General features: G+C 56.7%; 27 protein-coding genes and 2 tRNA genes. 2 read left to right on the top strand and 27 right to left on the bottom strand.

Annotation, left to right across the window (positions count from 1 at the left end):
• Positions 1–170: 170 nt before the first annotated feature.
• Positions 171–488 carry a hypothetical protein gene (locus A2V21_312665; GenBank protein ID OIJ72691.1) on the top strand — a complete coding sequence of 106 codons (318 nt, stop codon included), beginning with the start codon at positions 171–173 and terminating at the stop codon, positions 486–488.
• Positions 489–560: 72 nt separating this feature from the next.
• Here the strand turns inward: A2V21_312665 and A2V21_312660 are convergent.
• From A2V21_312660 to A2V21_312530, 27 genes are all read right to left on the bottom strand, one after another.
• Positions 561–637 (bottom strand) — tRNA-Pro (locus A2V21_312660).
• Between the two features lie 105 nt (positions 638–742).
• Positions 743–1,096: a hypothetical protein gene (locus A2V21_312655; GenBank protein OIJ72690.1), complete on the bottom strand. Its 354-nt coding sequence runs from the start codon at positions 1,094–1,096 to the stop codon at positions 743–745.
• Positions 1,097–1,143: 47 nt separating this feature from the next.
• Positions 1,144–1,449 carry an integration host factor subunit alpha gene (locus A2V21_312650; protein ID OIJ72689.1) on the bottom strand — a complete coding sequence of 102 codons (306 nt, stop codon included), beginning with the start codon at positions 1,447–1,449 and terminating at the stop codon, positions 1,144–1,146.
• A 40-nt stretch (positions 1,450–1,489) separates the two neighbouring features.
• Positions 1,490–3,874, bottom strand: a complete 2,385-nt coding sequence (locus A2V21_312645) for a phenylalanine--tRNA ligase subunit beta (GenBank protein OIJ72688.1) — start codon at positions 3,872–3,874, stop codon at positions 1,490–1,492.
• Between the two features lie 63 nt (positions 3,875–3,937).
• The gene (locus A2V21_312640) at positions 3,938–4,954 is read right to left on the bottom strand and encodes a phenylalanine--tRNA ligase subunit alpha (protein OIJ72687.1); all 1,017 of its coding nucleotides are present in this window, start codon (positions 4,952–4,954) and stop codon (positions 3,938–3,940) included.
• Complete coding sequence (locus tag A2V21_312635) at positions 4,951–5,310, bottom strand: 50S ribosomal protein L20 (GenBank protein OIJ72686.1); 360 nt, start codon at positions 5,308–5,310, stop codon at positions 4,951–4,953. Before A2V21_312635 ends, A2V21_312640 begins: the two co-directional genes overlap by 4 nt.
• Positions 5,311–5,390: 80 nt before the next feature.
• Complete coding sequence (locus A2V21_312630; protein ID OIJ72685.1) at positions 5,391–5,588, bottom strand: 50S ribosomal protein L35; 198 nt, start codon at positions 5,586–5,588, stop codon at positions 5,391–5,393.
• 6 nt (positions 5,589–5,594) lie between these two features.
• Positions 5,595–6,155: a translation initiation factor IF-3 gene (locus tag A2V21_312625; GenBank protein OIJ72684.1), complete on the bottom strand. Its 561-nt coding sequence runs from the start codon at positions 6,153–6,155 to the stop codon at positions 5,595–5,597.
• 58 nt (positions 6,156–6,213) lie between these two features.
• Positions 6,214–8,142, bottom strand: coding sequence for a threonine--tRNA ligase (locus A2V21_312620; protein OIJ72683.1), 1,929 nt, complete (start codon positions 8,140–8,142; stop codon positions 6,214–6,216).
• Between the two features lie 106 nt (positions 8,143–8,248).
• Positions 8,249–8,323, bottom strand: a tRNA-Val gene (locus tag A2V21_312615).
• A 310-nt stretch (positions 8,324–8,633) separates the two neighbouring features.
• A complete protein-coding gene (locus A2V21_312610) occupies positions 8,634–8,999 on the bottom strand; it encodes a hypothetical protein (protein OIJ72682.1) in 366 nt (121 codons plus the stop codon).
• On the bottom strand, positions 8,984–9,592 hold the full coding sequence (locus A2V21_312605) for a hypothetical protein (protein OIJ72681.1): 609 nt from the start codon (positions 9,590–9,592) through the stop codon (positions 8,984–8,986). Before A2V21_312605 ends, A2V21_312610 begins: the two co-directional genes overlap by 16 nt.
• A complete protein-coding gene (locus tag A2V21_312600; GenBank protein ID OIJ72680.1) occupies positions 9,593–11,329 on the bottom strand; it encodes a hypothetical protein in 1,737 nt (578 codons plus the stop codon).
• Positions 11,326–12,324, bottom strand: a complete 999-nt coding sequence (locus A2V21_312595; protein OIJ72679.1) for a hypothetical protein — start codon at positions 12,322–12,324, stop codon at positions 11,326–11,328. The genes A2V21_312600 and A2V21_312595 overlap by 4 nt, the downstream gene beginning before the upstream one ends.
• On the bottom strand, positions 12,314–13,381 hold the full coding sequence (locus A2V21_312590; protein ID OIJ72678.1) for a hypothetical protein: 1,068 nt from the start codon (positions 13,379–13,381) through the stop codon (positions 12,314–12,316). Before A2V21_312590 ends, A2V21_312595 begins: the two co-directional genes overlap by 11 nt.
• Positions 13,378–14,226 carry a hypothetical protein gene (locus A2V21_312585; GenBank protein ID OIJ72677.1) on the bottom strand — a complete coding sequence of 283 codons (849 nt, stop codon included), beginning with the start codon at positions 14,224–14,226 and terminating at the stop codon, positions 13,378–13,380. Before A2V21_312585 ends, A2V21_312590 begins: the two co-directional genes overlap by 4 nt.
• Complete coding sequence (locus A2V21_312580; GenBank protein ID OIJ72772.1) at positions 14,207–15,088, bottom strand: beta-xylosidase; 882 nt, start codon at positions 15,086–15,088, stop codon at positions 14,207–14,209. Before A2V21_312580 ends, A2V21_312585 begins: the two co-directional genes overlap by 20 nt.
• Positions 15,089–15,099: 11 nt before the next feature.
• The gene (locus tag A2V21_312575; GenBank protein OIJ72676.1) at positions 15,100–15,837 is read right to left on the bottom strand and encodes a methyltransferase, TIGR04290 family; all 738 of its coding nucleotides are present in this window, start codon (positions 15,835–15,837) and stop codon (positions 15,100–15,102) included.
• Positions 15,834–16,577 carry a nucleotidyltransferase gene (locus A2V21_312570; protein OIJ72675.1) on the bottom strand — a complete coding sequence of 248 codons (744 nt, stop codon included), beginning with the start codon at positions 16,575–16,577 and terminating at the stop codon, positions 15,834–15,836. The genes A2V21_312575 and A2V21_312570 overlap by 4 nt, the downstream gene beginning before the upstream one ends.
• Positions 16,565–17,656, bottom strand: a complete 1,092-nt coding sequence (locus tag A2V21_312565; protein ID OIJ72674.1) for a glycosyltransferase — start codon at positions 17,654–17,656, stop codon at positions 16,565–16,567. The genes A2V21_312570 and A2V21_312565 overlap by 13 nt, the downstream gene beginning before the upstream one ends.
• A 74-nt stretch (positions 17,657–17,730) precedes the next feature.
• Positions 17,731–18,381, bottom strand: a complete 651-nt coding sequence (locus A2V21_312560) for a hypothetical protein (protein ID OIJ72771.1) — start codon at positions 18,379–18,381, stop codon at positions 17,731–17,733.
• Positions 18,382–18,410: 29 nt separating this feature from the next.
• Complete coding sequence (locus A2V21_312555; GenBank protein ID OIJ72673.1) at positions 18,411–19,502, bottom strand: glycosyltransferase; 1,092 nt, start codon at positions 19,500–19,502, stop codon at positions 18,411–18,413.
• Between the two features lie 22 nt (positions 19,503–19,524).
• Entirely contained in the window at positions 19,525–20,601 is a 1,077-nt protein-coding gene (locus A2V21_312550; GenBank protein ID OIJ72672.1) for a hypothetical protein, read from the bottom strand.
• Complete coding sequence (locus tag A2V21_312545) at positions 20,585–21,691, bottom strand: glycosyltransferase (protein ID OIJ72671.1); 1,107 nt, start codon at positions 21,689–21,691, stop codon at positions 20,585–20,587. Before A2V21_312545 ends, A2V21_312550 begins: the two co-directional genes overlap by 17 nt.
• Positions 21,679–22,782 (bottom strand): hypothetical protein, encoded by a 1,104-nt coding sequence (locus A2V21_312540; protein ID OIJ72770.1) that lies wholly within the window; start codon positions 22,780–22,782, stop codon positions 21,679–21,681. The genes A2V21_312545 and A2V21_312540 overlap by 13 nt, the downstream gene beginning before the upstream one ends.
• A gap of 11 nt (positions 22,783–22,793) precedes the next feature.
• Positions 22,794–24,071: a B12-binding domain/radical SAM domain-containing protein gene (locus tag A2V21_312535; GenBank protein ID OIJ72670.1), complete on the bottom strand. Its 1,278-nt coding sequence runs from the start codon at positions 24,069–24,071 to the stop codon at positions 22,794–22,796.
• Positions 24,072–24,082: 11 nt separating this feature from the next.
• The gene (locus A2V21_312530; protein OIJ72669.1) at positions 24,083–25,234 is read right to left on the bottom strand and encodes a nucleoside-diphosphate-sugar epimerase; all 1,152 of its coding nucleotides are present in this window, start codon (positions 25,232–25,234) and stop codon (positions 24,083–24,085) included.
• 632 nt (positions 25,235–25,866) lie between these two features.
• Here A2V21_312530 and A2V21_312525 point away from each other — a divergent pair.
• Positions 25,867–26,613, top strand: coding sequence for a hypothetical protein (locus A2V21_312525; protein ID OIJ72668.1), 747 nt, complete (start codon positions 25,867–25,869; stop codon positions 26,611–26,613).
• The last annotated feature ends 16 nt before the right edge of the window (positions 26,614–26,629 follow it).

The raw sequence follows: 26,629 nt of genomic DNA, 5'->3' as shown, positions 1-26,629 counted from the left end.
CAGGAGAGGAAGTCTCAAGCTTCCGGAAAACCACGAGGTGAAAAGAAGACTTCTGTTACTCAATTAATTGAGCCACATAAGAACGAACGCTCTACCGACGCTCACCGGGCGAAGGCCGCTTACCGCCAGGAAATCAAGTCCTCAATTTGAGGACTTGAAAACCGCCGTATGTGCAGAGTGGACAAAATGTCCAGTCTGCTACCGCCGACACTTCTGCTCAAAGTGAGCACAAGTCCTTCGCCTACTACATCGGGAAGAAGTACGACAGGACGAAGAAGGCACAGGGGGGTGACAGAAAATCAAGTGGAAAAAATTTCCACTTGAACCCAGAGAAAACCGCCGAAGCCATAGCCTCCGAGCACGAACACCCTCCCCCACACCCTCCACGCGCCCTTCCGGGCTCACCGCCCATGAGTTACCCGGAGGGCCCTTCCCTTCAGCCGCTTACCCGAAAGGGGGGCGGCTTTTTATATTTTGTCAAACTGTAGACCAAACTGTATACCAATTGCCTTTTTCATAAAAAAAGGGGCTACGGAAACTCCGTAACCCCTTGATTTAACTGGTCGGGGCGAGAGGATTCGAACCTCCGACCACTAGCACCCCATGCTAGTGCGCTACCAGGCTGCGCTACGCCCCGGAATCGATTACAATTTAAAAGGGGCCCGTCCGGCCCCCTGAGACAAATAATATTAGCACGCCGTTAAAGGCTTTTCCAGAAAAAACCTTCCAGAAGACAAACTTTTCAAGCCAGCATCTTCCTTATGGACGTAAGCTCTTTTTTCAAGGCCTTCAGGGCCGTCTGGAACTTCTTTTCTGTAAAGCCGAAATCGAGCTGCCTGGTCCGCTCGGCCTGTATCTCCTTGACGCGCTTTTTCGCCCCGTCAAGCGTGAAACCTTCCTTGTAGAGCAGGCGTTTTATCTCAAGTATAAGCTCTATATCCCGCTTGCTGTAGACCCTCTGCTTGGTGAGCGACTTCTTGGGGCTTATTATCCTGAACTCGCTCTCCCAGTACCTCAAAACGTACGGCTTCACCTTTGTAAGGGCGGCCGCTTCGCCTATCTTGAAATAGAGCTTGTCGGGTATCTGCGTCGTCATCCGTGGCCTTCAGGCGTTTTTTGAAGTATTGGACCTGCGGACCAGGATCAGACCGCTGTTGGCGTCTGGGCCTGCGCCTGCTGGTTTATGGCCTTCTTTAGGAGCTGGCTGGCCTTGAAGGTCATCACACGGCGCTGGTCTATGGTGATTTCGCTCCCTGTCTGGGGGTTCCTTCCCCTCCTGGCCCTCTTCTGCCTTATGGTGAAGTTGCCGAAGCCGGAGATCTTGACCTTTTCACCAGACTCAAGGGTCGTCTTTACGGTCTCGAATATCTCCTCGATGACTGCAGAAACATCCTTTTTTGAAAAACCTACCTTCTCAAAGACAATCTCTACGATATCCGCCTTGGTCATAGTAGTCCTCCTCTTAAAGCGGGGTAAAATATTACGCGCCTCAACCTCTGACTTCTGCCTTGAACCGCTCGGTTAGCTCTTTCACTACCCTGGTATGGATATCTTCGACTTCCTGCCCTGTAAGCGTCCTCTCACGCGACCTGTAGGTCACGCGTACGGCGAGGCTTCTACTGCCGGAAGGTATGTTCCCGCCATAGTATACATCAAACAATTCAACCTTTTCAATAAGTTTTACGTCAATCCTTTTTATCGAGTCTGAGATCTCCCTGAAGGGTGTCTCTTCATTCACTATGAAGGCTATATCCCTCGCCGATTCAGGGAATTTAGGCAGTGGGGAGTACTTTCTCGCCGCGCCGAAAGAGGCCATCATCGTATCGATATCAAGCTCAAAAAGATAGGCAGGCATTCTGAGATCATAACCGGCCCAGAGGGCCGGATGGACCTCTCCGAACACCCCGGCCGGCTTATTCGCAAGCCTTAGGGCAGCCGCCTTTCCAGGGTGCAGCAACCGGTGCTCCGTCCTTTCAAAGACCGCTCTTTGTATCCCGAGCCCTTCAAGAAGGCGCTCTATGAGCCCTTTCACGTCGAAGAAATCAACCGACTCAGCCGGGTAGCTCCAGCCAGGCTCGTAGCGGTGGCCGTAGAGGAGCCCGGCGACCTTCCACCTCTCATGAGGCAGCCTTGAGTTTGCTATGAACGCCGGGGCGAACTCGAATATCTTAAGCTCCTCGCTCTTGCGGGCGAGGTTGAACTTCAGGTTTTCCAGGAGCGATGGCAGAAGGCTGTCCCTCATCACTGCCTGCTCCTCTGTGAGCGGGTTCAGAATGGCCACGCCTGCCTTTGACTCCGGCCCGGTAATGGCAAAGGCCTCCCTGGAGACGAAGCTGTAGTTCACGACCTCTGTGAGGCCTGAGTCCACGAGCAGCGTCTTTACCTTCCTTCTTATGGCCGAAAGCCTGCCGGGGCTGCCCGGTATGAGCCTTGCGACCGGCAATGTCGTAGATATGTTATTATAGCCGAAGAGCCTTGCCGCCTCCTCCATGAGGTCGGTCTCCTGTACGAGGTCCGTCCTGTATGACGGCGGTACGGCGGTTATGACGCCTGGAGATTTTACGCGGGCTATAATCCCAAGCCTGCCGAATATCTCGAGCAGGGCTTTTTCGCCGATGGATACGCCAAGAAGCTCCTCTGCCCTTTTAAGCCTGAAATCTATCTCCGCCGGCACGGCCTTGACTGCGCGGATATCTATGGTACCCTTTGTTGCCGCCCCTCCGGCGAGCTTTAATATAAGGTTAGCGGCCATGTCAAGGGCCTTTGCCACGCCATCGATATCGACCCCCCTTTCGAACCTGTAGGATGAATCGCTCGATAAGCCGAGCTTCCTGGAGGTCATCCTCACGCTCGAGGGCTCGAACCATGCGCTCTCAAGGAGCACCCTCACCGTCCCCTCGCTTACCTCTGTTGCCTTGCCACCCATGACGCCGGCTATAGCGACCGGGACTGCGGAATCGGCGATAACGAGCATGGATGTATCGAGCGACCTCGTCTTGCCGTCGATAGTCTCGATGCTCTCGCCCTCTGCGGCGAACCTCACGTTTATTCTATGGCCGTTGAGCTTGTCGAGGTCAAAGGCATGCAAAGGCTGGCCAGTCTCAAGGAGCACGAGGTTTGTAATATCGACCACGTTGTTTATGGCCCTTATGCCGTGGGCCTCAAGCCTTGCCCTGATATCATCCGGCGACGGGCCTGTCTTTACGCCCTCTATGACACGCGCGGAGTATCTCCGACATGGGCAAGCCGGGGCCACAGAGACAGTAGCGGCCTTCTCTACAGGACCGCCGCCCTCTTCCACCGTAAAGGACTTGTCGATAAACCTGGCGCCCGTTACGGCGGCAGCTTCCCTCGCCAGGCCCCGTATCGAGAGGATATCGCCCCTGTTCGGGGTGATCCCCGCTTCCATCATATAGTCCGAGCCGAGGATGGCGCTGTAGTCCACGCCGAGCGGTGTATCAGGAGGGAGGATCATCAAGCCACTGGACGTATCCTTGAGCCCGAGCTCGACCTCAGAGCACATCATGCCCTGGGATTCGACACCCCTTATCTTGGACTTCTTTATCTTGAGCCCGCCCGGCAACTCGGCCCCGTTTACGGCAAGGGCGACCTTGTCGCCGGCCTTCATGTTCTTCGCGCCGCAGACTATCGCGAGCTCTTCCTTGTCTGTCCTCACCTTGCAATAAGAGAGCTTATCCGCGTTGGGGTGCTTCTCGCAGCTTATTATCTGGGCTGTTATGACGTTGGTAAAAGCGGCGCCGGTCCTTGTGACTGATTCTATCTCGGTACCGGACATGGTAAGCCTGTCGGAGAGTTCATCTGGAGCGGGCGCGCCTTCGAGATACTCTTTTAGCCAATTGTAACTGAAAAGCATCTGTTTGACCTTAAAAGGGGATTTTTCAGAGTCCTAAAATGAATTGCCAAATTATAAAGGGAGCTAAAACTGCCTGAGGAACCTCAGATCGTTCTCAAAGAAGAGCCTCAGGTCGTCGATACCAAACTTGAGCATGGCTATCCTCTCTATGCCGAGTCCGAAGGCAAAGCCCGTGTACTCTTCCGGGTCGTATTTGACGGCCCTGAAGACGTGAGGATGTATCATGCCCGCCCCGAGTATCTCGAGCCACCCGCTGCCCTTGCAGACCCTGCAGCCGGAACCCCCGCAGATGACGCAGCGGATATCGACCTCGGCGCTCGGCTCGGTAAAAGGGAAAAAGCTCGGGCGGAAGCGTATCTCGATCTTCTCGCCGAAAAGGCTGTGGAGGAAATGCGTAAGCACGCCCTTAAGGTTGCTGAAGGTAACGCCCTTATCCACCATGAAGCCTTCGACCTGGTGGAACATCGGGGTATGTGTGATGTCTGAGTCCCTGCGGTAGACCGTTCCAGGGGCGATGACCCTCAAAGGGGGCTTTTCCTTTTCCATCACCCTTATCTGGACCGGGGAGGTGTGGGTGCGCAGAAGCACCTCGTCGCTTACATAGAAGGTATCCTGCATATCCCTTGCAGGATGGTCTTTTGGAAGGTTTAAGGCCTCGAAGTTATAATAGTCGAGCTCGACCTCCGGCCCCTCCGCGATATCGAAGCCCAGGCTCGAGAATATCTCCTCTATCTCGTCCATCACCTGAGTGACCGGATGGAGCCTGCCGGGGCTTAAGGACCTGCCGGGTAGCGTTACGTCCACCCGTTCCCTGTCGAGCTTCTCATTCCTCTCCCTTTCGTCAAAAGCAGAAAGGGCGCTCGCAAAGACCGCTTCGAGCCTGTCCTTAACGGTATTTATCGACTCGCCGGCCTTTTTTCTCTGGTCAGGGGAAAGGGCGCCGAGCCCTTTCAAGAGCGTGGCCACCTCCCCTTTTCTGCCGAGGTACCTGGCCTTGGCCTGCTGGAGAGCTTCCCTGGAAGCAGCCTTGGAAAGCTCCTCCAGCGCCTCCCGCTCGAGCTCTTCAGGCCTTACGCTCATGCAGCGAGGCTGGTCTTCGCTACTTCGACGACCTTGGCGAACCCGGCCGCGTCGTGCACTGCCATGTCCGCGAGGTTTTTCCTGTCGATCGCGACGTTGGCCCTGAGAAGGCCGCTTATGAGGCGGCTGTAGGTGATGTCGTTATTCCTGGCTGCCGCGTTTATCCTGGCGATCCAGAGGCTCCGTATCTCCCTCTTCTTGGTCCTTCTGTGGGCGTAGGCGTATACGAGCGCCCTGTCAACGGTCTCGGTCGCTATGCGGTAAAGCTTGCTTTTGCCGGCACGGAACCCCTTGGCGGCTTTTAGTACTTTCTTTTTCTTCTTCTTGGCGTTAACGCCTCTTTTAACCCTCGGCATAACTGCTCCTTGCGTATTGATTTCAGATAAGCTTAAAGCAACAATTACAGATACTTACAAGTAAAAGCTAATATCTACCCTTAGCCGTAGGGCAGCAACTTCTTGATAGAGTCCTCGTGTGTGGCGGAGATGAGGCCGGATTTGCGGAGCACCCTCTTTGTCTTCTTGGCCTTGCTCGTGAGGAGGTGCCTCATACCGGACTTGTTTCTCTTCACCTTGCCGGACCCGGTTATCTTGAACCTCTTCGCGGCACCGCTATTGGTCTTAAGCTTGGGCATTGCTTTCTACTCCTCCTGTGGCTGCGCCCCTGAGTTATCTTTCTGCTGGGGCGTATCTACCTGCTTTGTAGTCTTCTCGGCCTTTTGAGGGGCCGGCGCTATCAACATGCTCATATTGCGGCCCTCGAGTTTCGGGGGCGCTTCGATAGTGGCAACGTCCTTCAATTCCTCGGCGACCCTCTTGAGCATCCCCATGCCAAGCTCGGTATGGGTTATCTCGCGCCCCTTGAAGATGATCGAGATCTTTACCTTGTCGCCGTCACCAAGGAACCTCTTGACGTTACGCAGCTTGAACTGAAAATCATGCTCCCCGGTCTTCCCACGGAGCTTAACTTCCTTGATGCTTATAACGGTCTGCTTTTTCTTGGCCTCCTTGGTCTTCTTGCTCGTCTGGTATTTGAACTTGCCGTAGTCCATGATCCTGCAGACCGGCGGGTTCGCCGTCGCTGCCACCTCGACCAAGTCCATCCCGACTTCCTCGGCGGCCGTAATCGCATCCCTTGTCGCCATTACTCCAAGCTGGTTGCCTTCCGCGTCGATGACCCTGACCTGCGGAACCCTTATCATCTTGTTGATCCTTGTCGTATCCTTTGCTATAAAAATTCACCCCCTCCGGTTTGACGCCTCAAAGAGTATGGACGCCAGGCCTGTTCTCGGCCTTTATGACTGTTAGGAACTCGTCCACCGTCATGGACGGCAGATTCGACCCGCCCCTCAAACGCGGGGCCACCTGCCTCGCCTCGGTCTCTTTATCGCCTATCACGAGCTGATACGGTATCTTCTTAAGCTGCGCTTCCCTTACCTTGAAGCCAAGCTTCTCATTGCGTATGTCTATCTCGGCCCTTATGCCCTCGGACCTAAGCCTCGCGTATACTTCCCTGGCGAACTCGTCGTTCCGTTCGGTCACCGTAAGGACTGTCGCCTGCACAGGAGAGAGCCAGACCGGGAAGGCGCCGGCGTAGTGCTCTACCAGGCAGCCGAAGAAACGCTCGAGAGAGCCCATGAGCGCCCTGTGTATCATTATGGGCCTGCTCTCGCCGCCCGACTCGTCCCTGTACGTTATGTCAAACCTCTCCGGCAGATTGAAATCGACCTGTATGGTCGAGCACTGCCAGCTTCTACCCAGCACGTCCTTTATCTTTATGTCTATCTTCGGGCCGTAGAACACCCCCTCGCCCGGGTCGATGGAATATTTTATCCCTTGCGCCTCAAGAGCGCCCTTCAATGCGCCCTCGGCCTTTGCCCAGTTGTCGAGAGTACCTACGTATTTTTCCGGCCTGGTGCTTAAGTATATATCAAATTCATTGAATCCAAAAGAATTTAATATGAAAAGCGTAAACTTGAGGACACCCTTTATCTCGTCCTCAAGCTGGTCCGGGGTCATGAATATATGGGCGTCGTCCTGAGTGAAGCCCCGGACACGGAGAAGCCCGTGGAGAGCGCCGGAGCGCTCATAGCGGTAGACCGTCCCAAGCTCGGCATAGCGTATGGGAAGGTCCCTGTAGCTCCTGAGCTGGGTCTTGTATACCTGTATGTGGAACGGGCAGTTCATGGGCTTTACGATATAATCCTGCCCTTCGACGTCCATCGGGGAGAAGAGGCTCTCCTTGTAGAAGTCCCAATGGCCGCTCGTCTTCCAGAGGTCTACCATGGCTATGTGGGGCGTATAGATTATCGAGTAGTCGCCCTTTACGTGCTCGCCCTTCCAGAAGTCCTCTATTACCATTCTTACCGTAGCGCCGTTCGGATGCCACAGGACAAGCCCCGAGCCAATGTTTTCGCTCGTGGTAAAAAGGTCGAGCTCGCGCCCGAGCTTCCTGTGGTCCCTTCTCTTCGCCTCCTCGATCCTGTCGAGATAGGCCTTGAGGTCATCCCTGGTGGCGAAGGCGGTGCCGTAGATCCTCTGGAGCATCTTCTGCTTCTCGTCGCCTCTCCAGTATGCGCCGGCGGCGGCGGTAAGCTTGAAGGCCTTTATCCACCCGGTAGAGGGCAGGTGCGGCCCCCTGCAAAGGTCAACGAACTGAGACTGCCTGTAGACGCTCACTTCAGGGCTGTCCAGCTCGCCTATTATCTCTTCCTTGTACCTCTCGCCCATATCCAGGAAGAGCTTCAGCGCCTCTTCCTTGCGTATAGTCTCCCTCGAGAACGGGTGGTCTCCCTTTATTATCTCCCTCATCCTCGATTCTATCTTTTCGAGGTCTTCCGGGGTAAATGGCTTCTCAACGTCAAAATCATAGTAGAAGCCGTCCTCAATAGCTGGCCCTATGGCGACCTTCGCGTCTTTATAGATGGACTTTACCGCCTCGGCAAGCACGTGGGAGGCCGAATGGCGCAGTATCTCAAGCCCCTCAGGGGAGTCGAGCACGACAGGTTCGACCTTCACCTGGCCGTCGGCGCTTCCAAGGGACGACTTTAAATCCCTCAAAGAGCCATCTACCTTCGCGGCGACGGTCTTCTTGAGGAGTCCCTTATCATGGACCTTAAGCGCTTCAAGAACGCTTGTGCCCGGACCGAACTCCTTCTCCTCACCTGTTGGGAAGATTACCTTTATCATCAAGTCCTTCGGCCTTTTACCGGCCATACTTGAAATCAATAAAAGGCGTCATCCGTCAGAAATAGCCCTTAAGCCAACCTGACCGATGACACCTTGATTACAGCAATGGTAGGCACGGGCGGTTTCGAACCGCCGACCTCTACCGTGTCAAGGTAGCGCTCTACCCCTGAGCTACGCGCCTATATATCGAATCGGGAGCCGCAAAACAGGGTCAGGCCCCTTTTCAATCTTACAATTTTCACATAAAAACGCCGGTATTTCAAAACATTTTTTAAGAACTGGCTCCAAACGATGCCTGTAGCGAATCATTAAGAATACAGGTCTTTTGGGCAGCATTGGATTTTATCTATTCTGCAAATGGCTGTCAAGGGTATTCTTCATAAAAATTGAAGCATTTGAAACCCTTACCTCAAATCTGACAAGACGATATCGGGCAACCCTGCCCAGATCGAAAAATACCTGGGCTGGCCTTGCCCTCATTATTCAAGCTATCACTCAAGGACCACCGGGGCTGATGAAAATCCTCCGATGACGACATGCACGCTGTCACCTTTTTTGAATATTTTTCCATGATTGGGAAATGTGATGCTCTCCTTTGGCGCGTCTTTTATCAGTGGAGAACTTATAAAAATCCCGGACTTCTCATGGAGGATAAAGACCCTTTCGCTCCCGGAAAGCGCATCGTCGAGTCCGCCAGGCCTGGTCTCAGAAAGCCGTATGACCGCGGCCTCGTTGTCCTGGGTCAGCCCTATCCCCTTGACCTCTATCCCTGCCCAGCCCCTACCGCAACCGGCCAGCACAAAGAGCAGGGACGGCGCGAGAAGGAGAAGGCAAAAAGCGTTCAAGGCCTGCCGCACACGCCCCTGTAGCGCCCACCCCTCAGCAACGAGACGAAGTTCTCGTATGTGACCTCGTCCTGGAACTCGGTATAGCATCTTCCAACGTCCTCCTTGCCGTGCGAGTCGCTTCCGCCTGTGGCGGGGATGCCGATCGAGGCGGCCACGACCATGGCCTTTTCATTCTCCTCAGGGGTGTTGTGCCCGTTGAAGGCCTCAACGGCACACAAGCCGTGGACAGAGGCGAGGTCGGCCTTGAACAGGCCCCATCCCCTGAAAGGATGGGCCGCGATGACGGCGGCGCCTTTCGGCGTGACGTATTTTATAAGCTCAGAGACAGGAGCGTACATGCCGAGGCCCATGAAGCTATCGTCGGTTATCCCGAATATGAGCACATGCCCTTCAGCCGCGTCATATTCCGCGCCCCTGAATATCCTTATCCTCCCCTCGAACCTCTCTTTAAGCTCCTCGGCCATGTCCGAAGCAGAGTAGGAGTTGTGCTCTGTAAAGGCTATTCCGTCGAGACCAGCGCCTATCGCCGCCTCGATCGTATCTTGAGGCTCAGAAGAGCTCTCATGAGTGAAAGAATGGTTGTGGAGGTCTATCTTCATCATTTAGTCCTCAAGCCATAGAAGCTCCCTTTTAAGCGCCGAGGCATAACGGTGCCGAAGGGTCGTAAACCTCTGACCGTCAGCGCTCCCCGCAAGCTCGATCGACGCGAAGGTAGAGTAGCCGAGCCTGAACGCGAGATAGGCGATAGTATAAAATCTCAGGCGCTCATGACTTACGTGGTCGCCGGCTGCGGCGGAATACCTGCCTACGAAATAGCTCTGCTCCATCGGATTCATCTCGAACTCGACGGCTGTCATACTTAAGTCCCATGCTATATCCTGGGAAGAGGGGACGAACTGGTCGAGATGGTGGTCGAGGCAATCCGTCTTCCTGTAGCCTTTACCTGTAAGCAGCCACTCGAACGGGAACATCCTGCCGTCTATCTGCACCGCCTCATGACCGGCATATTCCCCTTTAAACCCCTCAAGGCGAGCCGCCGGCTTTGCCCAGTCCTCGCCGAGGCCGAGGGTGATATTGCGAACGGCCATCTGGACGAACTCATCAAAACTCATCCTGCCCTGGGCCGGGAAGTTCTGCTTCACAAAGGCGAGATAGCCGGCCATCTGGTCGAGCAGGAGCTGGTTTACATCCTTTGCGGTAACGGGCCTTCCCGGAACGAAATCACTTAATATGAAACCGTTTGTAAAGCCCTTTACCGGCATGGTGAAACCTGCTTGAGAGAGCCGCGCCGCCCTCGCTGCCTTCGAGGCGCCGAACCTGCCGTGGCCGGCGAACTTGAGCATCACGGAACCAGCCTCCCCAGGCTCGCCTACCATATATTTTCTCCTCTCATGCCTCGGGTGTACGGCCGGGCAATCCTCATCATTGTAGAAAAACCCCCTCCACATGCCAGCCGATATGTCCTTAAGCGGCCCAACAAGGCCGGTTTCCATCTGGAGCCTTCCGCTCCTGACCCATATATCCTCGAAATATGAGACATACCTGGCGTGCCTGCCCCACCTCTGCCTTGCTTCCCCTGAGATGAAAGAGCTGCCGTCCGGTTCCCAGCTTGGGAAGATGATGATATTCCCGTCAGGGACACCCAGCCGGGATAACCTTTGGGCCACCGAGGAGAAAGACGTGCCACTGAGCCCCGGCCCCTCGTCCACCAATAAAAAGAAGCTCCCCTTGAGACCCGTGACAACCTCCTCAAGCTCAGGCATAAGGAGCGCCTTTCTGCTGAAAGGATGGCCCCTGGGCCTTAATGTAAATGACATAACGTCACACCCAAGGGACTCAAGGGTGGCGGCCACGACAGACGAGAGACTTGTCCCTATGCTCCGGAGGCCTATGCATACTGCTTGAGCGGGCCTCCTGTCCTCGAAGAAATCGCGCGCCGCTTGCAGATAGACCTCAGGAAAGAGCCCGTAATGGGCATATCCCTCCGGTAGCCTCGTCTTGATCCTTCCGGGCAGAGGCATGGAGAGTATACTCACGAGTTGGGCCGTCAAGACGTCAGACCATGACGATACTTCAGCGCCCCTTCCCTCCCAGGAGGCCCTGAATACGTGCCCGGCGGCGGTCGAAGCCTTCCTCATGGCCGCGCTTATCTCGTTTACGCCGTCCCTTTCATGGAAGAGGCTGTCGGCTATGCCCGATTCCAGCCTGCCCAACTCGATCATAAGCTCTGTTGCGGCCTCGTGGGTACAACCGTCCTTTACGCCTTCCGCCATCCGCAATATCTCCATCGCCAAATGGCGTGTCTCAATCTCCTCTTCAGACTTCCTGTACACGATCATCGATCTTTCCCCTGTATGACCAACATGTAGTTCCTGCTCTCCTTTGGCATCCAGACGTACTTATAGCTTTCGGCGCCCCTTAAAAAATCGACCTCTTTGGCCCCTGCCCTTATAGCGTCCTCTACCGCGTATTCGAGCATGCGGGCGCCGGGGCTTAAGGCGGCAAGGTCCGGCTCAAAGCCGCTTAGGTACGCGTACATCCGTCCTCTATGCAAAAATGAGTACAACGCTGCCATGTCGCTCCCCTGGTACCTCATCCTGTATAACCGCAGAAGCCCCTTATGAAGAAACCCGGCTGCCGCCTCGTTGTGAAAGGACCTTATCTCAGCGCCCTCAAGAACACCCTTCCGGCCGAGCGAATTCCATCTCCTCAGGTGAAGCGTGAAAAAAGATTCGAGGAACTCTGGAAGGTCGCCCATGGAGGCTGTCTCGACTGAAATAGAAGCGCTCCTGTCCAGCTTTTTTCTAGTACGCTTGGCGCCGTTTCTTCCCTTTGAGCCGCGCTTTCCGATCAACTCATCAAAGGTCGATGGCAGATCGATCGACAGGCAGGGCTTTCCCGCGATTTTTTCCGCATCTGCTGAATTCAAGACCTTCGGTGAAAGCATGGCTGACGAGGGCTTAAGCTCGCGCAGGTCGCATCTTCTCCACCGGCCCTTCGATAGTGAAAGGTATTCAACGACCGCCATCGCCGCTTCCTCCTCAAGCCCTGGAAGAGATAATATGTCGAGGTAATCGGAGACCCCTGTGCCTGAGAAGAATAGCTCTTCGCCCTTCAACGTGAACGTGGCGAGGCCAGCGAGCGCGCCGCCGCCTCTCAAGGCGAGCGCGAAAGGGCTGCCGTCATCAAGGTGCCTCGACCAGGGGATAAGCCAACGTGGGGACTGGAAGGGGGTTGCCATGGGGCATGCCTCGAAAAGCTCCTCCCAGGCGGGCGCGATACCTTCAAGGCCTTCAAGCGTAGTTATCTCATCGATAATAAACCTAAAGCTCAATGACACCGCTTCCTCCGCTCCGCTTCGATGCCGCGATCCTTGAATAGAGATCGATATACTTATCCGCCATCTCAACCGATGAAAAGCCATGAGCGGCTGCCCTGCATTCATCACGCGATATGGTGTCGGCGTAGGCGATAGCATCGGCCATCTCGCCTACGCCGTCTACGAGGAAACCGGTCCTGCCATGCTCGACTATCTCTGTCAGGGCGCCTTGCCGGAAGGCCACTACAGGCGTGCCGGAGGCAAGGGCCTCCATCGCCACAAGCGAGCTCGTCTCAGGCACGAGCGACGGGATAAGGACGCACCTGGCCCCGGCAAGCAGACGCCTTTTCCTTGGAAAACCAGCCAGCCCGGCGAAGACGCAGCTCCTGCCGTCGACCCTCGGGGATATCTCCTTCCTGAAGTACTCCTCATGCTCCTCGTAGCGGAATACCGCACCCGCTATAACGATAGGGACTCTTGCCATCCTTGCCGCGTCTATGGCATGGTGGAAGCCCTTCTCCGGGCAGATCCTGCCCATGGCAAGGGCGTAGTTCCTCCGTGTTATGCCTGTCGAGAACCTCTCCACGGGGACACCGTTCGTTATTACACCGGCAAGATTGATCCCTTCAGGGCATGTACGCTCCTGGCTCCTTGAGACGCAATTAAAAAAAGTGAGCGGCCTTGATGTCAAGAGCGCTTCTTCAGGGTACCAGGATACAGGCAGGTGGAGCGTTACGAGCGCAGGTACGCCATCTCTCGGCATGTATTCGAAAAAATCGAGCCCGTGCATGTGCACAAGGTCTATCTTCCAATGCTTGACCGCAAATCCTATGCTCTTCCTGTAAAGCTCATGCATGTAGGAGCGGACCTGAGCGTCAATACGCCCCCATACATAAGGTGTCGGCACCAGAGTGCCTTCCACCCTGGACCCTTCCGGGGCGACTACGACCGACCCCCAGCCCCTGGCTGAAAGCTCGCTATCAAGCGTCAACAGGACCTGTTCGGCTCCCCCGGGCGTATCCGGACTTACCCTGGCGAACGGGAACGAGACCCCGAGGACGGTGGGATTCATAAAAGCCCCTCTATCCCAAGCTCTTTTATCGCCTTTGAGGCAAGCTCGCGCCAAACTCTTCCGTCGATGCCCCAGTTAAACCGCTCATAATAAAGCCCGCCCTCATGCGGTGGCGCCGCGAAGTCGTAGCGCGGGGCAGGCCTGAACCTCTCAAATTCAAATGGAAAGACCCTCAAGACACCGGCCTGCGTGGTGAAGCTGTCCATCATCTTCTCTTTAAACCGCTTCTCCTCTTCGGTGAGTATGACCGTTATATCCTCGACACCCTCCCTGGGCAGGAACTCGAATACCCTGAGCCTCCCCTCAACCGCGTGATACAAGGGGTACTCTATTATCGGCGGCGCCTCGGCCCCTTCCTTTTTAAGCAACGCCACAGCGGCGGCTACGCCGAAAGAGACCGAATCATGGTCCGGGTGACCGCCCTCGTACGTGTGCGCCATCACCGACTCGGGCTCGGTCATGCCGATCATCTCCTTTAGCTTCAACGCCAGCCCGGCGAGGTTGAAGCCGGCCTCCTGGTCCGGTATCCCCACCTCGAGGCAGTCTTCAGGGCCTATGCCGGCGAAAGAGAGCGCCTTAAAAAGCTCGTTCCTTCTCGCCTTCGCGTATTCACCGGCTGACTTGAAGCCGTGGGAGGCCGCGTCTACGAGGTCTCGCGGAGCACCGTCGGTTACGTGGACGAAGACCGCCTTATCAAGGTACTTGTAGAGGGCGCCCGCGCCAGCGGCCTCATCATCAGGATGGGCCGCGACTATGAGGACCCTTGCCCCGAAGATATCCTTTACAAGCTCGCGGGCATAGCCCACCATGGACGTCTTTATGAACCTAAACTCCCTTGCGCGCATATCTCCTCACCATCGCGGAGCAGAAATCCGCGTACTCCTCGATCCTTTGCGGCGGGGAAGTATGGTGCGGCTTTATCCCCTTTTCCTCTGGCGTGAAGCAGAAGGTCACTGTCACGTCAAAGTCCTCTATCGCCTTCATCTGCCTGTCGAACCAGGATAGAGCGCCGGGCCTTAAGCTGTCGGCCCAGCTGAGCCCGGTGCGTAACTTTTTGACTCCAAGCCTTTTAAGCCACTCGACGGCGCCGAGGAGCCTCGGGTCCTCGAAATGGAACCATTGGCAGATGCCGAGGGCCGGAGCGTAACTGGCGAAGATATCGAGCGCCTTTTTTGGCGTGCCGTCCTCGCGGAGCAACCCCATGTAGAAATGGCGGTAGTATGCCGACCCTTCGGCCTCGCGGTGCCTGGTCGTGGCAGGCCAGGCCTTCGGCAGGTCGTAGAGGCTGTACCAGTGGACCCTCTCAGCCCTGCCGATAAGGAGCTCTGCGGAGCGCCTGAGCCCGAACTCCTGGACCTCCTCCGCCCCGAAGCTCGAAACCCCGGCCTCCGAGACCCATACAGGGAGGTCGGAGGTGGCCTTGATCCCGGCGAGCTTCTCCGGCCACTCGTCTATCATCCAGTGGTTCCAGTCGAGCGGAAAGCCGTGAACGGCTATGGCGTCCATCTCATCAAGGACGCCCTGCCCCTTGAGGTTACGGATAAAGTCCGGGTCTATCGGGGATATGCCGCCAAGGACCTTTATAAGAGAGCTCTGTTCAGCCTCAACCGCCCGGGCGGCGGACCTTACCATGCGCGAGTATATTCTCCAGCCCGGGTCGAGGTGAAAGTCCCAGTGCGAAAGGTTATTGGGCTCATTCCAGAACATGACCGCCTCTATCATGGCAGCGCCCACCGCCTCTCGCCCCTGCGGCAGATAAAGACCTCGCTCTCAGGGTTGTCTATCACCTCAAATCCGGAGCTCCTCAGCATGGCCTCTGCGCACGCCCTGTTCGGAAGCCACCAGTTGGTCGGGTCGCCGGAGTAATTCTTCTCTATGAAATGCATCCTCGGAAAACCGGGGCGCTCAAAGACCTGGGTCTCGTTGAACGGATAATCGTCATCTATCCCTTCCACGGATCTACCGCCCCTCAGCATCGACTGGAAGACGAGCAAGTCCGCCGCCGCGTGCTCATATACGAGGTCAAGCGCTAATAGCGGGTGCCTCAGATGATAGAAGACCCCCAAAAACAAGACCAGGTCGAACCTCTCATCAAGCCCTGAAAGGCCGTAAACGGACATATTCCTGAACTCTATGTCGGCCCCAAGGACGCTCGCGGCAAAGCTGGCCTGCGCGAGGTAGTCATCGTCAATATCTATCGCGAGCACCCTGGACGCCCCCCTCCTTTTCATCTCGATCGAATAAAAACCGGCGTTGCAGCCTATATCGAGCACGCTCCTGCCGCTTAAGTCACCTGGGACGGCATGCGCGAACCGCTTCCACTTGTACATGGGGTAGTCGCCAAGGAAGTGCTCTGGCGAGGTCAGAACCCCCTTGAGGTCGATATTCTGGAACCATGGGCCGAGTCTTTCAACGCGTCTTGCTATCTCATCCGGCGTAAGCTCATCTTCCATCATCTATCTCCTCTGGGCCTTCCTGGCAGGCTCAGGAGCCTTATCGCCTCCCTGTAGCCGTTGATCGTGCCGACGTCGACGTATGAGCTTCCGGCCCGCACCCCGACCGCCTCGCCGCCACCTGATATGTATCTGTTGACCAGCGTGCCTATGTACTCGTCTTTCCTGCCATGCTCAAGCCACAGGGCGTGCAGGTCGATAAAGACCGAACCAAGGAGCTTGAAGGAGCCCCAGACCCACCTGGTCGTGGGCCTCTTCCTTTTTACCTGTATCTCAAGCACCCTCCCGCCTCCGTCTATGACCACGGCGTCGAAGTACTCCGGCCTTTTAACCGGGAACAAGAGGAAAGAAAGCCCCTCGTCACCGAGCGCGCTGAACCCGTCCTCCGGGAACCAGATCGTGTCTGGCAGGCCCACCAGCACGTACTCGTCAGGCCTTATGAGCGGCATGGCCCTGAATATCGAATCGCACAACCCCAGCGGCTCCGGCTGCACGACGTAACATATGTCGGCCTCTCCCATGCTTCCGCCGTAGTACTCCAGTATGTCCGACTTGCCTGGAGAGATTACGAAGCAAATCTTCTCGGCGCCAGCGTTGAGCATGCGGTCAACAAGGTATTCGCTTACGGCCCTGGGGCGCTCGATAGCGCCTTCGAGGCGGCTCCCGACGGGCAGCAGTTCTTTTGAGAATGCCAGCGGCTGTATCCTTGAGCCGGAGCCAGCGGCAGGGATTATCCCCCACATGAGTGCACCTTGCGCCGCAGCGCCTCTTCCATTATCCTCTCGAACTCGGCGGCCCTCTCAAAAGAAGTATGCTCCGCGAGCGCCCTCTGCCTCGCCCTTCTCGCTATCTTAAGCCTTTCATCGTCATCCATCTTAAGCGCCTCTACCACGTCGTCGGTGCTCTCCACGATAACGACCTCAGAGCCAGGCGTAAAAAAAGTGTCGATACCCTCCCACCAGTCGCTCACCATGGGACTTCCGCACGCGGCAGCCTCGAAGAGCCTGCCGGACGGGCACCAGCCGGTCTCCGCCATCGCGCCCCTTGTGATATTGAGCGTCAAGGCGGCTGATGAATAGAAGGCCGGGTGCCTCGGCGGAGGCACATGGCGCGCGAAATAGATGTTCTCCGTCCACGGAAACTCTTCCGGGTATAGCGACCCGCCCAATACGAATTTTTTCTGCGGAAACCTTCTCGCCGGCTCTACAAAGAACTTTAAAAGGGCCTCCTGCCTGTCCTCCGCAAAGGTCCCCAGGTATGAAAGGTCAGCCATGTACTCATCTGCCTTTTGGGCAGGGGCATGCGCAAAAGGGTCGACGCTGCCGTAAAGCGGCGCTATGTTTCTGGCGCCAAGGATATCGCTTAAGTATTTCAACGTCCTGCCCCCCGTGTAGCTCAAGACGATATCAAACCCGCCGAGCCCGTCTTCTGGCAGGTAGCATACCTGGCGTCCAGCTTCCAGGTTCTTGATCGTAACCGGGGTATCAAGGTCATAAAAAGAGCTCAGGCGCGCGCCTGAGGATAGCACAAGTTCGGAGGCGCTCCGTCCGTCCGGGCAGTACGAAGTGACCATACCGACGTCCGCGCCCTTTAGCTCGCTTTCTGCCCTCTTCCTTACATCCTCCCATCGGCTGTAGATGACGAGCTCCGCCCATGGCGCTTCGGCCATGTCCCTGTGCGAGGCGTAGTAGGGCGCGTCCTTCTCGAAGAAGACGGCCCTGTGCCCCCTTTGGAAGAGGGCGCTCAGAAGCCCCCGCCAGATGGTCGCGTGCCCGTTGCCCCATGAGGAGCTGATCGTAAGTCCGAATACCACGAGCTTCATCTCCCCTCCCCGCGGGGCAAGATAGATCAGCCGATCATGGCCGAAGCTGCCGCTTTAACGCCTGCCGCCTTTCCTCATTCTCCCATCGCGCGGCCTGGCGGAGGTACCGCCTCCATGGACTGCTTGAACTTGAGAAGCTCCTCCCTCAGCTCCCTGAAGGAGACCGCGCCAAGGAGCCTTTGCACCGCGCCTTTCGCTCCACCCGGCAGGTTGTAGATCATACGCACCCTCAGCTCCGTTCCCCTGTGGCCGGGCGCGGTCCTGAACTCGACGAGCCCCTCGGCGTCTATGTCGGAGAAGGGAAGCGACTTCCATGCTATATACTCGTTCTCCCTTTCCCCTGTTATCTCCGAATCCCACTCTATCCTCGCGCCGTCAACGCTGGCGACCCAGTGCGAACGCCTGTCGTCTATGACCTTGACCTCCTCAAGATGGCTCATGAACTCAGGCAGGTTGGCGAGGTTCCTCCAGTACCTGTAGATCTCATAGGCGGGCCTGTTGATGGTAACCGTCTCATCGAGCTCCACAGGGCCGCCTGAGGTATCTATGCCAAGCCTCTCGTAGAGCGCGCAATGGCCTGTGCCGCCCCTGTATATGAGATAGCCGCCGGTAAGGAGTGATAGAAAGGCGCCGAGGCGCCCTTTCCTCAAGGCTCCGGCAGCCAGATAACCGCCAAAGAGAAAAGAGGCCACGCGCTCAGCCCTGCCAACGTTCACCTTTTCCATTGCTCTCCAGTATTTGGGCTCATGGTGTGTCATTTGAGTACCTCCTGTTTATTAAGTACGCTCCCCAGGTAACTCTCAAGCTCATCCACTCGGTGGACGGAGGTGTGCCCTGCGAGCACCCTTGCCCGTGCCCTCTCGCCTATCTTTACCCTCTCCTCCTCCGGTATTTCGCGAAGGTGGCGTATCGTATCCTCGGCGCTTCGCGTAACGAGTATCTCCTTGCCGGGGCTGAAAAAACAGTCCAGCCCGGTCCAGTAATCGGAGATCACCGGGGTGGCGCACGCGGCGGCCTCAAAGAGGCGCACACTCGGGGAGTAGCCGGCCCTGATCATTTGAGCCCTGGTGATATTCATCGTATACTTCATGGAGCCGTAAAAGGAGCGGTGCTGTCCCGGGGGCAGGTGCTCTATCCTTTGAATGTTGCCGGGCCAGACGGTATCGCAAGGGTAAAGCGGCCCTGCCACGACAAAGCTCCCGTCGAGCCTTCTCGCCGGTTCAAGGAAAAGATTGTTCAGAGGCTGCTGGCGGTCCTTGCTGTAGGTACCTATGTAGCCGATTTCCCACCTCTTCTCCATCTTCTCCGGCCTGTACACCTCAATATCCACCGAACAATACAGGGGCCTCGCCATCGGAGAGGCAAACTCCTTTTCGATCCTTTCAAGGATAGGCCCGCCTGTAAAAGAGAGGTAGATATCGAACCTCGGTATCAGCCCAGGTGTCAGGTACTCGTAATCACGGAGCCTCAGCTTTGCAAAGGTGACCGGGGTGTCGATGTCGTAGAAAGCCGTAGCGCCCCTGGCGATATCCAGCGCCCAGCGCGCGACAGTTACGCCCTCAGGCACGTAGGAGCCTACCATCACGAAATCGGCGTCCATGACATCGGCCTCGAAGCGGTCTTTAAGCTCATCCGTGCATGAGTAAAGGCCGGTGCTGCACCAGGGCGGCTTGGGGAGGTCGCGGTTATCACGGTACCAGGGCATATCGCGCTCAAGGAAGAGCACTTCGTGCCCCCTCGATGACAGCTCCCGCACGAGGCTCCTGTAAGTGGTCGCGTGACCGTTGCCCCATGACGACGTTATCGACAGGCCCAGCATTACTATTTTAAGAGGCGGCAGCCCCATAGGTCCTCCTGACAACCGGGATTCATCCGCCCAGGAGCGAGCTCAAAACAGTTGCGACCTGCCTTGCCCTGTGGCCATAAGTATGCTCTGAGGCGACCCGCGCCAGGGCGTTCCTTCCTATCGCGGCGGCGGCTTCAGGCGTAAGGCCCGATAGAAGCTCGGCCACTTCCCTGCCGCTCCCGGCCACAAGCACCTCTTTGCCGGGTGCGAGGAATGTCTCGATGCCATCCCACCTGTCGGTAATGATGCACGCTCCAGCGCCAGCGGCCTCGAATATGCGGGTAGGCGGTGAGAAACCGTACCTTGCCATCGAATCCCTGTTTACGTTCAGGACGGCCATGCACGCCGAATTGAAGGCGTTATGCCCATGGGTGTATACATGGCCCAGCCATTTGACGTTCGGGATATCGATAGAGTCCCAGCCGCTGCCGCCGAGCAGGAATCTTCTGTCCGGCAGCAGTGACGCGGCGCTGAAGAAAAATTCCCTGACCCTTTCCTCGCGGTCCGGCATGCGGTTGCCCAGGAAACCGAGGTCGGCCCTTAACATCCCGTCCGGGTCGGACGGGTAATGGGTCTCAGGATCGAGAGCGTTGTATATGGGGGTGCATCCGACCGCGCCAAGCCTGGAATATTCATCTACGACCCGGTCGCCGCCCCCGTAAGTGAATATATGGTCGTACTTTTCAACCAGCGGCCTGAAAGGGTCGGAAGGGTCGCCCTTCATGCGCTCCATGGTCGCCGGCGCGTCAACGTCCCAGAAGGCCGCGAGTCCACCCCTGGTCTCCAGCACCGCTTTTTCAAGGTACTCGTCGAAAGCACCCACGCCGCTTGCCTTTACGATGAGGGCGCTGCCGCTCGCCTCAGAAAGGGCCCTGTCTACCCCTGTCTTGGTAGCCTCATATACCGATACCTTTGCCCATGGAGGGTCTTCTATATCCCTGTACTTCTGCCTGTCGTAGGCGTCCGGTTCGTAAAAGGTGACCCTGTACCCCAGCTCATGCAGCCCCTTGATTATCCCCCTGTAATAGGTGGCGGCCCCGTTCCAGTACGCTGAAACGAGGCTTGATCCGAAAAAGGCGATCTCAGGCCCTTGCTTCATATGCCTCCTTCTCCACATCAAGCCTTGAGCATATCGCGAGGAGCTCATCCACCCTGTTCGCGCAGGTGTGGCGGCTCAATACGGTTGAAAGTCCGCGCGCAGCCATTTCCTTCCTCATGGTCTCGTCATGCAAAAGATCACGGAGGAGCCTTTCCATCTCCCGCCCGTTCTTGGCGACGAGAAAATCACCGGGGCTGAAGAGCCTTTCGGAATCTTCCCAGGGCGCGGATAAAAGCGGTATGCCGCAGGCAAGGGCCTCGAAGACCCTTATTGTCGGTATCCCTGGAAGGGCCTCTGCATAAGGCCTTCTCGGGACGTGCACAGTACACTTGTGAGCGGCGAAGACGCCCGGCACCTCGAAGTTTGGAAGCCAGCCCTTGTACTCGACCCCCGACTCAGCCAGCCTCCTTAACGCCTGCTCCGGGTATCTCACGCCATGAGCCAGCGCCCTCAAGCCCAGGGACCTTGCCGGCCCCAGAAAAAACTCATCGATCTCAGCGCTCCTCTCCCCGTCGCCCCAGTTGCCGATCCATACGAGGTCACCTTCGTTCACTCTGCGCATCGGGCGGAAGACCCTCACGTCGGCCGCCTCATGCCACGTCCATGCCCTGGAAGCCCATCCACGCTCAAGGTATGTCTCCCTTATCACCTCGCCGAAGGCGAGCACCCCGTCGTAATTTGAAAGGTCGTAGGCGCCCATGTTCCACGGCTCTGTGGCGGAGCGATGGTGTGTGTCGTGGAAGAAGAGGCGGAAAGAAGACCTCCGCCGCAAACTCCCTATCCTCCTTACAAGCTCATGGTCGTTCCATTCATGCACTATCACTACTTGAGCGCCGTCGATGGCCGCCTCAAGGTCTATAGACCCGAGGTCGTAACGCGTGCTTGAGAGCATCGGGTACCTGGACCGGAAAAGCCCCGCCGCGTCGCCATGCGCGGATAGAAGGTTATTAAAGCTCCATGAGTCCCTCGGCTCGTATATCTCTACCTCATGACCTCTCGAAAGAAGCTCGGTTGCCACGCCGCGCAGGAAGTGCGCGTTGCCGTGGTTCCAGTCCGAGATAAGGGATTGATAGAACATCACGAAACGCATCTTTCCGTCCTTTCAGCGCCTTCTGCAAGGAGACGCCTGTATATGTCGATATAACCCCACGCCATCCTTTGGGGTGTAAACTCAAGGGCCCTGTCGCGCGCAAGGGCCCCAAGCCTCTCACGCAAGGCCTTGTCCGCTGACAGGGACTCAAGCGTCACGGCAAGGCTTGAGGGTTTATCAGGATTTACAAAGAGAGCCGCCCCCTCCCATGTCTCCCTCAAGCTCGGTATGTCTCCCAGTACAAGGGCGCACCCGGATAAGGCCGCCTCAAGGATTGTAAGACCGAAGGGTTCATAACGGGCGGGCAGCGCGAATATCGAAGCACTCGCCATCCATCCTGAAAGCTCGGTGGAACCAAGCGCGCCAAGCATCCTCATCGATCCATCCGCCTTGAAGCTTTCGGCGCCGTGCTCAAGCGCCCCTGCCGCGTAAACAGGCCAGCTAAGACCGCCTGCCGCGCCCTGAAGCGCCTCGATGTTCTTGGCCTCGTCCCATAGCCTTCCGGCCGTGAGTATGAACTCCTCTTTTTTTGTACCGGGCCTGAAAAGGGCGCTGTCCCTGCCATTAGGGATGACATCGGATGGAGCGTCGAAGGAATAGTGCTTCTTGAGGCTCTTTAGCATCGCGTTTGTAGGCGCTACGACGGCACGGGCGCCACTAAGCCCTTTTTCGACCTCCGCGGCATATCTACGCCAATCGTAAGAGACGGGCGTCCTTCTGACGGCCTCCCACCATGAGAGCACGCACGAGTGGGCGGCTATGACGCACGGCGCGACCCACGGCAGCGCGCCGTGGCAATACCCGTTCAGATGGACGATATCCGGCATTGTGTACTCTTCGATCCTCAGCAGCCACTTCCCGGCAAGCTCTACGTTAAGCCATGGGTCGTCCATCCATTCGAGCTTAAAGCCGCTTTCAAAGAGATCTGCACCGGCTGACGTGGCCTCTTTTAACTGCGCCCTCGTCACAGCGGGGCCCATGGTCGCGAGAAAGACCTTGACCCCTGAAGAGGCCAGGGCAGAGGCCAGCTCTACGGAATAGGTCCAGACCCCGCCAACGGCGTCTGTAGTCATCAGCAGCTTTTCCGGCATCCTGCCTTCGCTCATATGCTCTCGAGCTCCCTTAACGGACCAGGCCTGTCGTCCTGTATGTCGCTGAAAGAATGGTTCTCCCGGAGGTAATGCTCGTGCGCGCGCTCCCATGCGTACTCATCCGGATCCCCCCATCTCCGTGAATATTCCTCAGAGCCGGGATATGGGAAAAGCGGGACGGGTTTATTTACCCATATGCCAGCGTCTAGGAGGTACGACCTCCACGCATCGACCGCCTCCGGGCCGTCCTCGTGCGCGTCAAGCAAGGTGGCCTGAACGAACGGCACGCTCTTTCTGGCTTTTTTAAGGAGGCTCGCAAGCTCACCTGTCGAGACCGCGCACCGCTTGTTAAGGCGCGCGCGCCCTTCCTCCGTGACGCTTTCCACCCCGGCCTCTATGGATACGCAGCCCGCGGCCCCGAGGAGAGCGAGCATATCAGTCTTCCAGAGGTCGATCCTGGTCTGTATCCCGAATGAGAGCCTTCTCGACGCGAGCGCCTCGAGGAGCTTCCTGTCTGGCATGAATATTTCGTCTATGAAATAGATGTAGTCGACCCCGTCTGATATAAGCCTGTCGATCTCTTCGAGGACGACCGGCAGTGGGCGTTTCCTGTAATTATTGCGGAACTCCTTTTTAGCGCAAAAGGTGCATGAATATGGACAGCCACGCGACGACTCAACCTCGGCGCCAGCCCCTGCCGGGCGCACGCCGAAGCGATGATGGTGATGCCTGTGCATGTCGATATAACTGGACGGCCACTTAAGCGGCGGCAGAGTCGGCATATCGGTCACCCTTGGCCCGCCCTGGATCTTCAAGCCGGTAGACGAGACGTAGCCAAGTGAGCTTATCTCCGCGAGGTCTTTTGCCGCAAGCTCAGGGAGGACCGTCTCTGGCTCGCCCATTACGACGATATCCGCTCCGAGCTTTTTGAGCGCGGCCGTTGGCGTTACCGAGCAATGCGGGCCCACCCCGACTTTTTTAGCCGGGATGCCCTCCATCTCACGGAAAAGGAGCATCGGCACCTTAAGCTCCGGCTGAGGACACCTCCAGAAAAGATACCCGGGGGCTGTTGTGATGACTATGAAGTCAGGGTTGAGCGCTTCGACCCGCTTCTTCGTCTCAAACAGCGTAAGGCCCTCGGAGTGCGCGTCTACGAGCTCCGCCCTGTGCCCAGCCATCTCAAGGAGCGCCCCGGAGTAGGCAAGCTCAAGCGGGAAATGGGGTTCCCTGCAGCCGAAATAAACGCTGCCTGAAAAGTCCCAGTTCGGATATACCAGCGCGAATATCATTCACTGTCCTGTCATATTGTAAGGCCCCGGTTCGCAAGCTCCTCACAGGCCTCGGCGACACGGTCGCATGCGGCCTTGCCTTCGAGCCACGCCGCAAGCTCGATGAGCCCGTCGGCCATGGTTACCTCTGGTTCATACCCCAGAAGGCTTTTCGCGAGCGTTATATCGGCAAAGCAGTGCCTGATGTCCCCGACCCTGTATCTGCCCGTGACCTGAGGCGCTATTCTCTTGCCGAAGACCTTTCCCAACCTCCCGGCTATCTCTATTATGGAATAGCTTTCTCCGCAACCTACGTTAATGGCGGCATACGCGGCAGCCGGAGATTCCAGCGCGAGCCTGCATGCCCTGGCAACGTCGCGCGCGTTTACGAAGTCCCTCATCTGCATGCCGTCCTCGTATATAAGCGGCGGCTTGCCGTTCATCAGTCTTGCGGAGAATATGGCGAGCACGCCTGTATATGGGTTAGAGAAGGCCTGTCTCGGGCCGTAGACATTAAAGAACCTGAGCGCCACGACCGGCATGTTATACGCCCTTCCCGTGACGAGGCACATCTTCTCCTGATCGTATTTTGTAAGGGCGTAGACCGATGATATGGAAGGCGGCTTGGACTCGGGCGTGGGCACGGGAGTGAGCCTTTCCCCGGCAGCGTCCTTAAGCTCCCACTCCCGTGCCTTCAACTGTTCGACCATCCTTGCCGCGTCTTGGACCGCGACCCCTTCCTCGGTCCGGTACGATCCCTCTCCGTATACGCTCATGCTGGAGGCGGTAACGAGCCTTTCAACAGGTTTTTTTATGAGTGTCTCAAGGAGGACAGCCGTCCCCCTGCAATTCACATCTACGTAGTCCTCTATCATGTACATCGACTGTCCGACGCCAACGGCGGCGGCGAGATGCACTACGGCATCCATCCCTTCGAGCGCCTTGCGCACCGCTTCACGGTCCCGGATATCCCCGACGATCAATTCCACTTCAGGCGAGAGATACTCAGGCCTTTTCTTTTCAGGGCCGTGTACCTGTTCGGTCAATGAATCGAGGGCCCTTACCTTGTAGCCGCGCCCAAGGAGCTCATCTGCCAGATGCGAGCCTACGAACCCGGCCCCTCCGGTTATCAGGATATTTTTCACAAGCCACCTCCCACATGGTCGTGCCAGGAACGAGGCCATATTTAACCTGCCGCCTAAATCCAAAGAGGGACCAGGCACGGTAAAACGACCTGTTTTTTCGGCTAAGCTCTTGCAGACGGACCGCGGGAAAAGGAAACATTCAAACCACAACGGAATCGCGGATAAAGCGGCTCAAGCCCTCCTCAAGTCGAAGCTTTCTTTCTTCTAAACTTATATCAGGATTCAGCTTTGTCAAGGGTATGTAGATGAAGAAGCTTCTGCTCGAAACGGCGCATTAGGAGGCTGTTGAAAAACAGCCTCCTAATGCAATCCATGGACGGATTGCCAAATTGCGAGACTTGAAAAGCCGAGCAATTTGTAAAATTTGGACTGATTCACTCAGGCCAAATCGTAGTTGAAAAAGTCCTGGATGGGCTTTTTCAACATCCTGTTAGGGCGGAGATTCTCAGGACCATTATGCTTAAAAGGACGGGGCCCGGCTTCGGGGCCATGGAAAGGCCAGTGGCCCGTTGTTACTGCGTAAAAAAATTTTCATGTACTGGCGCGCCGTGATATAATTCTTTTCTAAATAAAAATGGCAGACGTTTCTCTATTCCTCTCCCCCTCTTAATCAGCCAGCCTCCTCCCGGTTGAGTTTCTGCCGCGATACCCTATAATTAAAGTAGCAGTAGATGCCGCGCCAAGACACTATCCGAATAATGACGTATAACGTCCACAGCTGCACAGGCTCGGACGGTGAAGTCTCGACTTACAGGATAGCCGACGTTATCGCGAAATATGAACCTGACGTCGTGGCTTTGCAGGAGCTTGACGCAGGCCTGGCGAGGACGAAACACAGGCATCAGGCCGAAGAGATAGCGAAGCATCTCGATATGGACTTCCATTTTTACCCGTCTATAAAGATACAGAGCGGGCACTACGGGAACGCCATATTGAGCCGTTATCCATTGAGGCTGGTGCAGGCAGGGGCCCTTCCGGCGCCATGGTGGTTCCGTCCCTTTGAGAGAAGGGGGGCGCTCTGGGCCGCGGTCCAGGTCGGGGATAAGGAGATACAGATAATAAACACGCACTTCGGGCACAACTGGAGGGAAAGGCTCGCACAGGCGGAGGCCCTGCTGGGAGCCAAATGGGCGGCGCATTCGTCCTGCAACCCTCCTCTTGTGGTATGCGGCGACCTCAACACGCTGCCCATATCATCGGTCTACCGCAGGTTCAGGCAGCTCCTGCGGGACGCCCAGATGTCGCTCAAGGGCAAGCGCCCGATGAAGACCTACCCGAGCCGCTGCCCCGTGGTACGGATAGACCATATCTTCACAAGCCAGGAGGTCCTGGTCCTGGACACTAACGTCCCAAGGAACGGGCTCACCGCAAAGGCCTCAGACCACCTCCCCCTTATCGCCGAGCTGGAGATCACCTGACGGAAAAAGTTTTTTT

Source organism: Deltaproteobacteria bacterium GWC2_55_46, assembly GCA_001595385.3.
Lineage (GTDB): Bacteria > Desulfobacterota > GWC2-55-46 > GWC2-55-46 > GWC2-55-46 > UBA5799.
Note: the sequence above shows the minus strand (reverse complement) of the source record. Positions and strands in the feature narration are given on the sequence as shown.

What these genes read in the sequence shown, in the direction of transcription:
- A2V21_312655 (OIJ72690.1), bottom strand. Translation starts at nt 1,096, where the DNA reads ATGACGACGCAGATACCCGACAAGCTCTATTTCAAGATAGGCGAAGCG.
- A2V21_312650 (OIJ72689.1), bottom strand. Translation starts at nt 1,449, where the DNA reads ATGACCAAGGCGGATATCGTAGAGATTGTCTTTGAGAAGGTAGGTTTT.
- A2V21_312645 (OIJ72688.1), bottom strand. Translation starts at nt 3,874, where the DNA reads ATGCTTTTCAGTTACAATTGGCTAAAAGAGTATCTCGAAGGCGCGCCC.
- A2V21_312640 (OIJ72687.1), bottom strand. Translation starts at nt 4,954, where the DNA reads ATGAGCGTAAGGCCTGAAGAGCTCGAGCGGGAGGCGCTGGAGGAGCTT.
- A2V21_312635 (OIJ72686.1), bottom strand. Translation starts at nt 5,310, where the DNA reads ATGCCGAGGGTTAAAAGAGGCGTTAACGCCAAGAAGAAGAAAAAGAAA.
- A2V21_312630 (OIJ72685.1), bottom strand. Translation starts at nt 5,588, where the DNA reads ATGCCCAAGCTTAAGACCAATAGCGGTGCCGCGAAGAGGTTCAAGATA.
- A2V21_312625 (OIJ72684.1), bottom strand. Translation starts at nt 6,155, where the DNA reads ATGATAAGGGTTCCGCAGGTCAGGGTCATCGACGCGGAAGGCAACCAG.
- A2V21_312620 (OIJ72683.1), bottom strand. Translation starts at nt 8,142, where the DNA reads ATGATAAAGGTAATCTTCCCAACAGGTGAGGAGAAGGAGTTCGGTCCG.
- A2V21_312605 (OIJ72681.1), bottom strand. Translation starts at nt 9,592, where the DNA reads ATGATGAAGATAGACCTCCACAACCATTCTTTCACTCATGAGAGCTCT.
- A2V21_312600 (OIJ72680.1), bottom strand. Translation starts at nt 11,329, where the DNA reads ATGATCGTGTACAGGAAGTCTGAAGAGGAGATTGAGACACGCCATTTG.
- A2V21_312590 (OIJ72678.1), bottom strand. Translation starts at nt 13,381, where the DNA reads ATGAATCCCACCGTCCTCGGGGTCTCGTTCCCGTTCGCCAGGGTAAGT.
- A2V21_312585 (OIJ72677.1), bottom strand. Translation starts at nt 14,226, where the DNA reads ATGCGCGCAAGGGAGTTTAGGTTCATAAAGACGTCCATGGTGGGCTAT.
- A2V21_312580 (OIJ72772.1), bottom strand. Translation starts at nt 15,088, where the DNA reads ATGTTCTGGAATGAGCCCAATAACCTTTCGCACTGGGACTTTCACCTC.
- A2V21_312575 (OIJ72676.1), bottom strand. Translation starts at nt 15,837, where the DNA reads ATGATGGAAGATGAGCTTACGCCGGATGAGATAGCAAGACGCGTTGAA.
- A2V21_312570 (OIJ72675.1), bottom strand. Translation starts at nt 16,577, where the DNA reads ATGTGGGGGATAATCCCTGCCGCTGGCTCCGGCTCAAGGATACAGCCG.
- A2V21_312565 (OIJ72674.1), bottom strand. Translation starts at nt 17,656, where the DNA reads ATGAAGCTCGTGGTATTCGGACTTACGATCAGCTCCTCATGGGGCAAC.
- A2V21_312560 (OIJ72771.1), bottom strand. Translation starts at nt 18,381, where the DNA reads ATGGAAAAGGTGAACGTTGGCAGGGCTGAGCGCGTGGCCTCTTTTCTC.
- A2V21_312555 (OIJ72673.1), bottom strand. Translation starts at nt 19,502, where the DNA reads ATGGGGCTGCCGCCTCTTAAAATAGTAATGCTGGGCCTGTCGATAACG.
- A2V21_312550 (OIJ72672.1), bottom strand. Translation starts at nt 20,601, where the DNA reads ATGAAGCAAGGGCCTGAGATCGCCTTTTTCGGATCAAGCCTCGTTTCA.
- A2V21_312545 (OIJ72671.1), bottom strand. Translation starts at nt 21,691, where the DNA reads ATGCGTTTCGTGATGTTCTATCAATCCCTTATCTCGGACTGGAACCAC.
- A2V21_312540 (OIJ72770.1), bottom strand. Translation starts at nt 22,782, where the DNA reads ATGCCGGAAAAGCTGCTGATGACTACAGACGCCGTTGGCGGGGTCTGG.
- A2V21_312535 (OIJ72670.1), bottom strand. Translation starts at nt 24,071, where the DNA reads ATGATATTCGCGCTGGTATATCCGAACTGGGACTTTTCAGGCAGCGTT.
- A2V21_312530 (OIJ72669.1), bottom strand. Translation starts at nt 25,234, where the DNA reads ATGGCCTCGTTCCTGGCACGACCATGTGGGAGGTGGCTTGTGAAAAAT.
- A2V21_312525 (OIJ72668.1), top strand. Translation starts at nt 25,867, where the DNA reads ATGCCGCGCCAAGACACTATCCGAATAATGACGTATAACGTCCACAGC.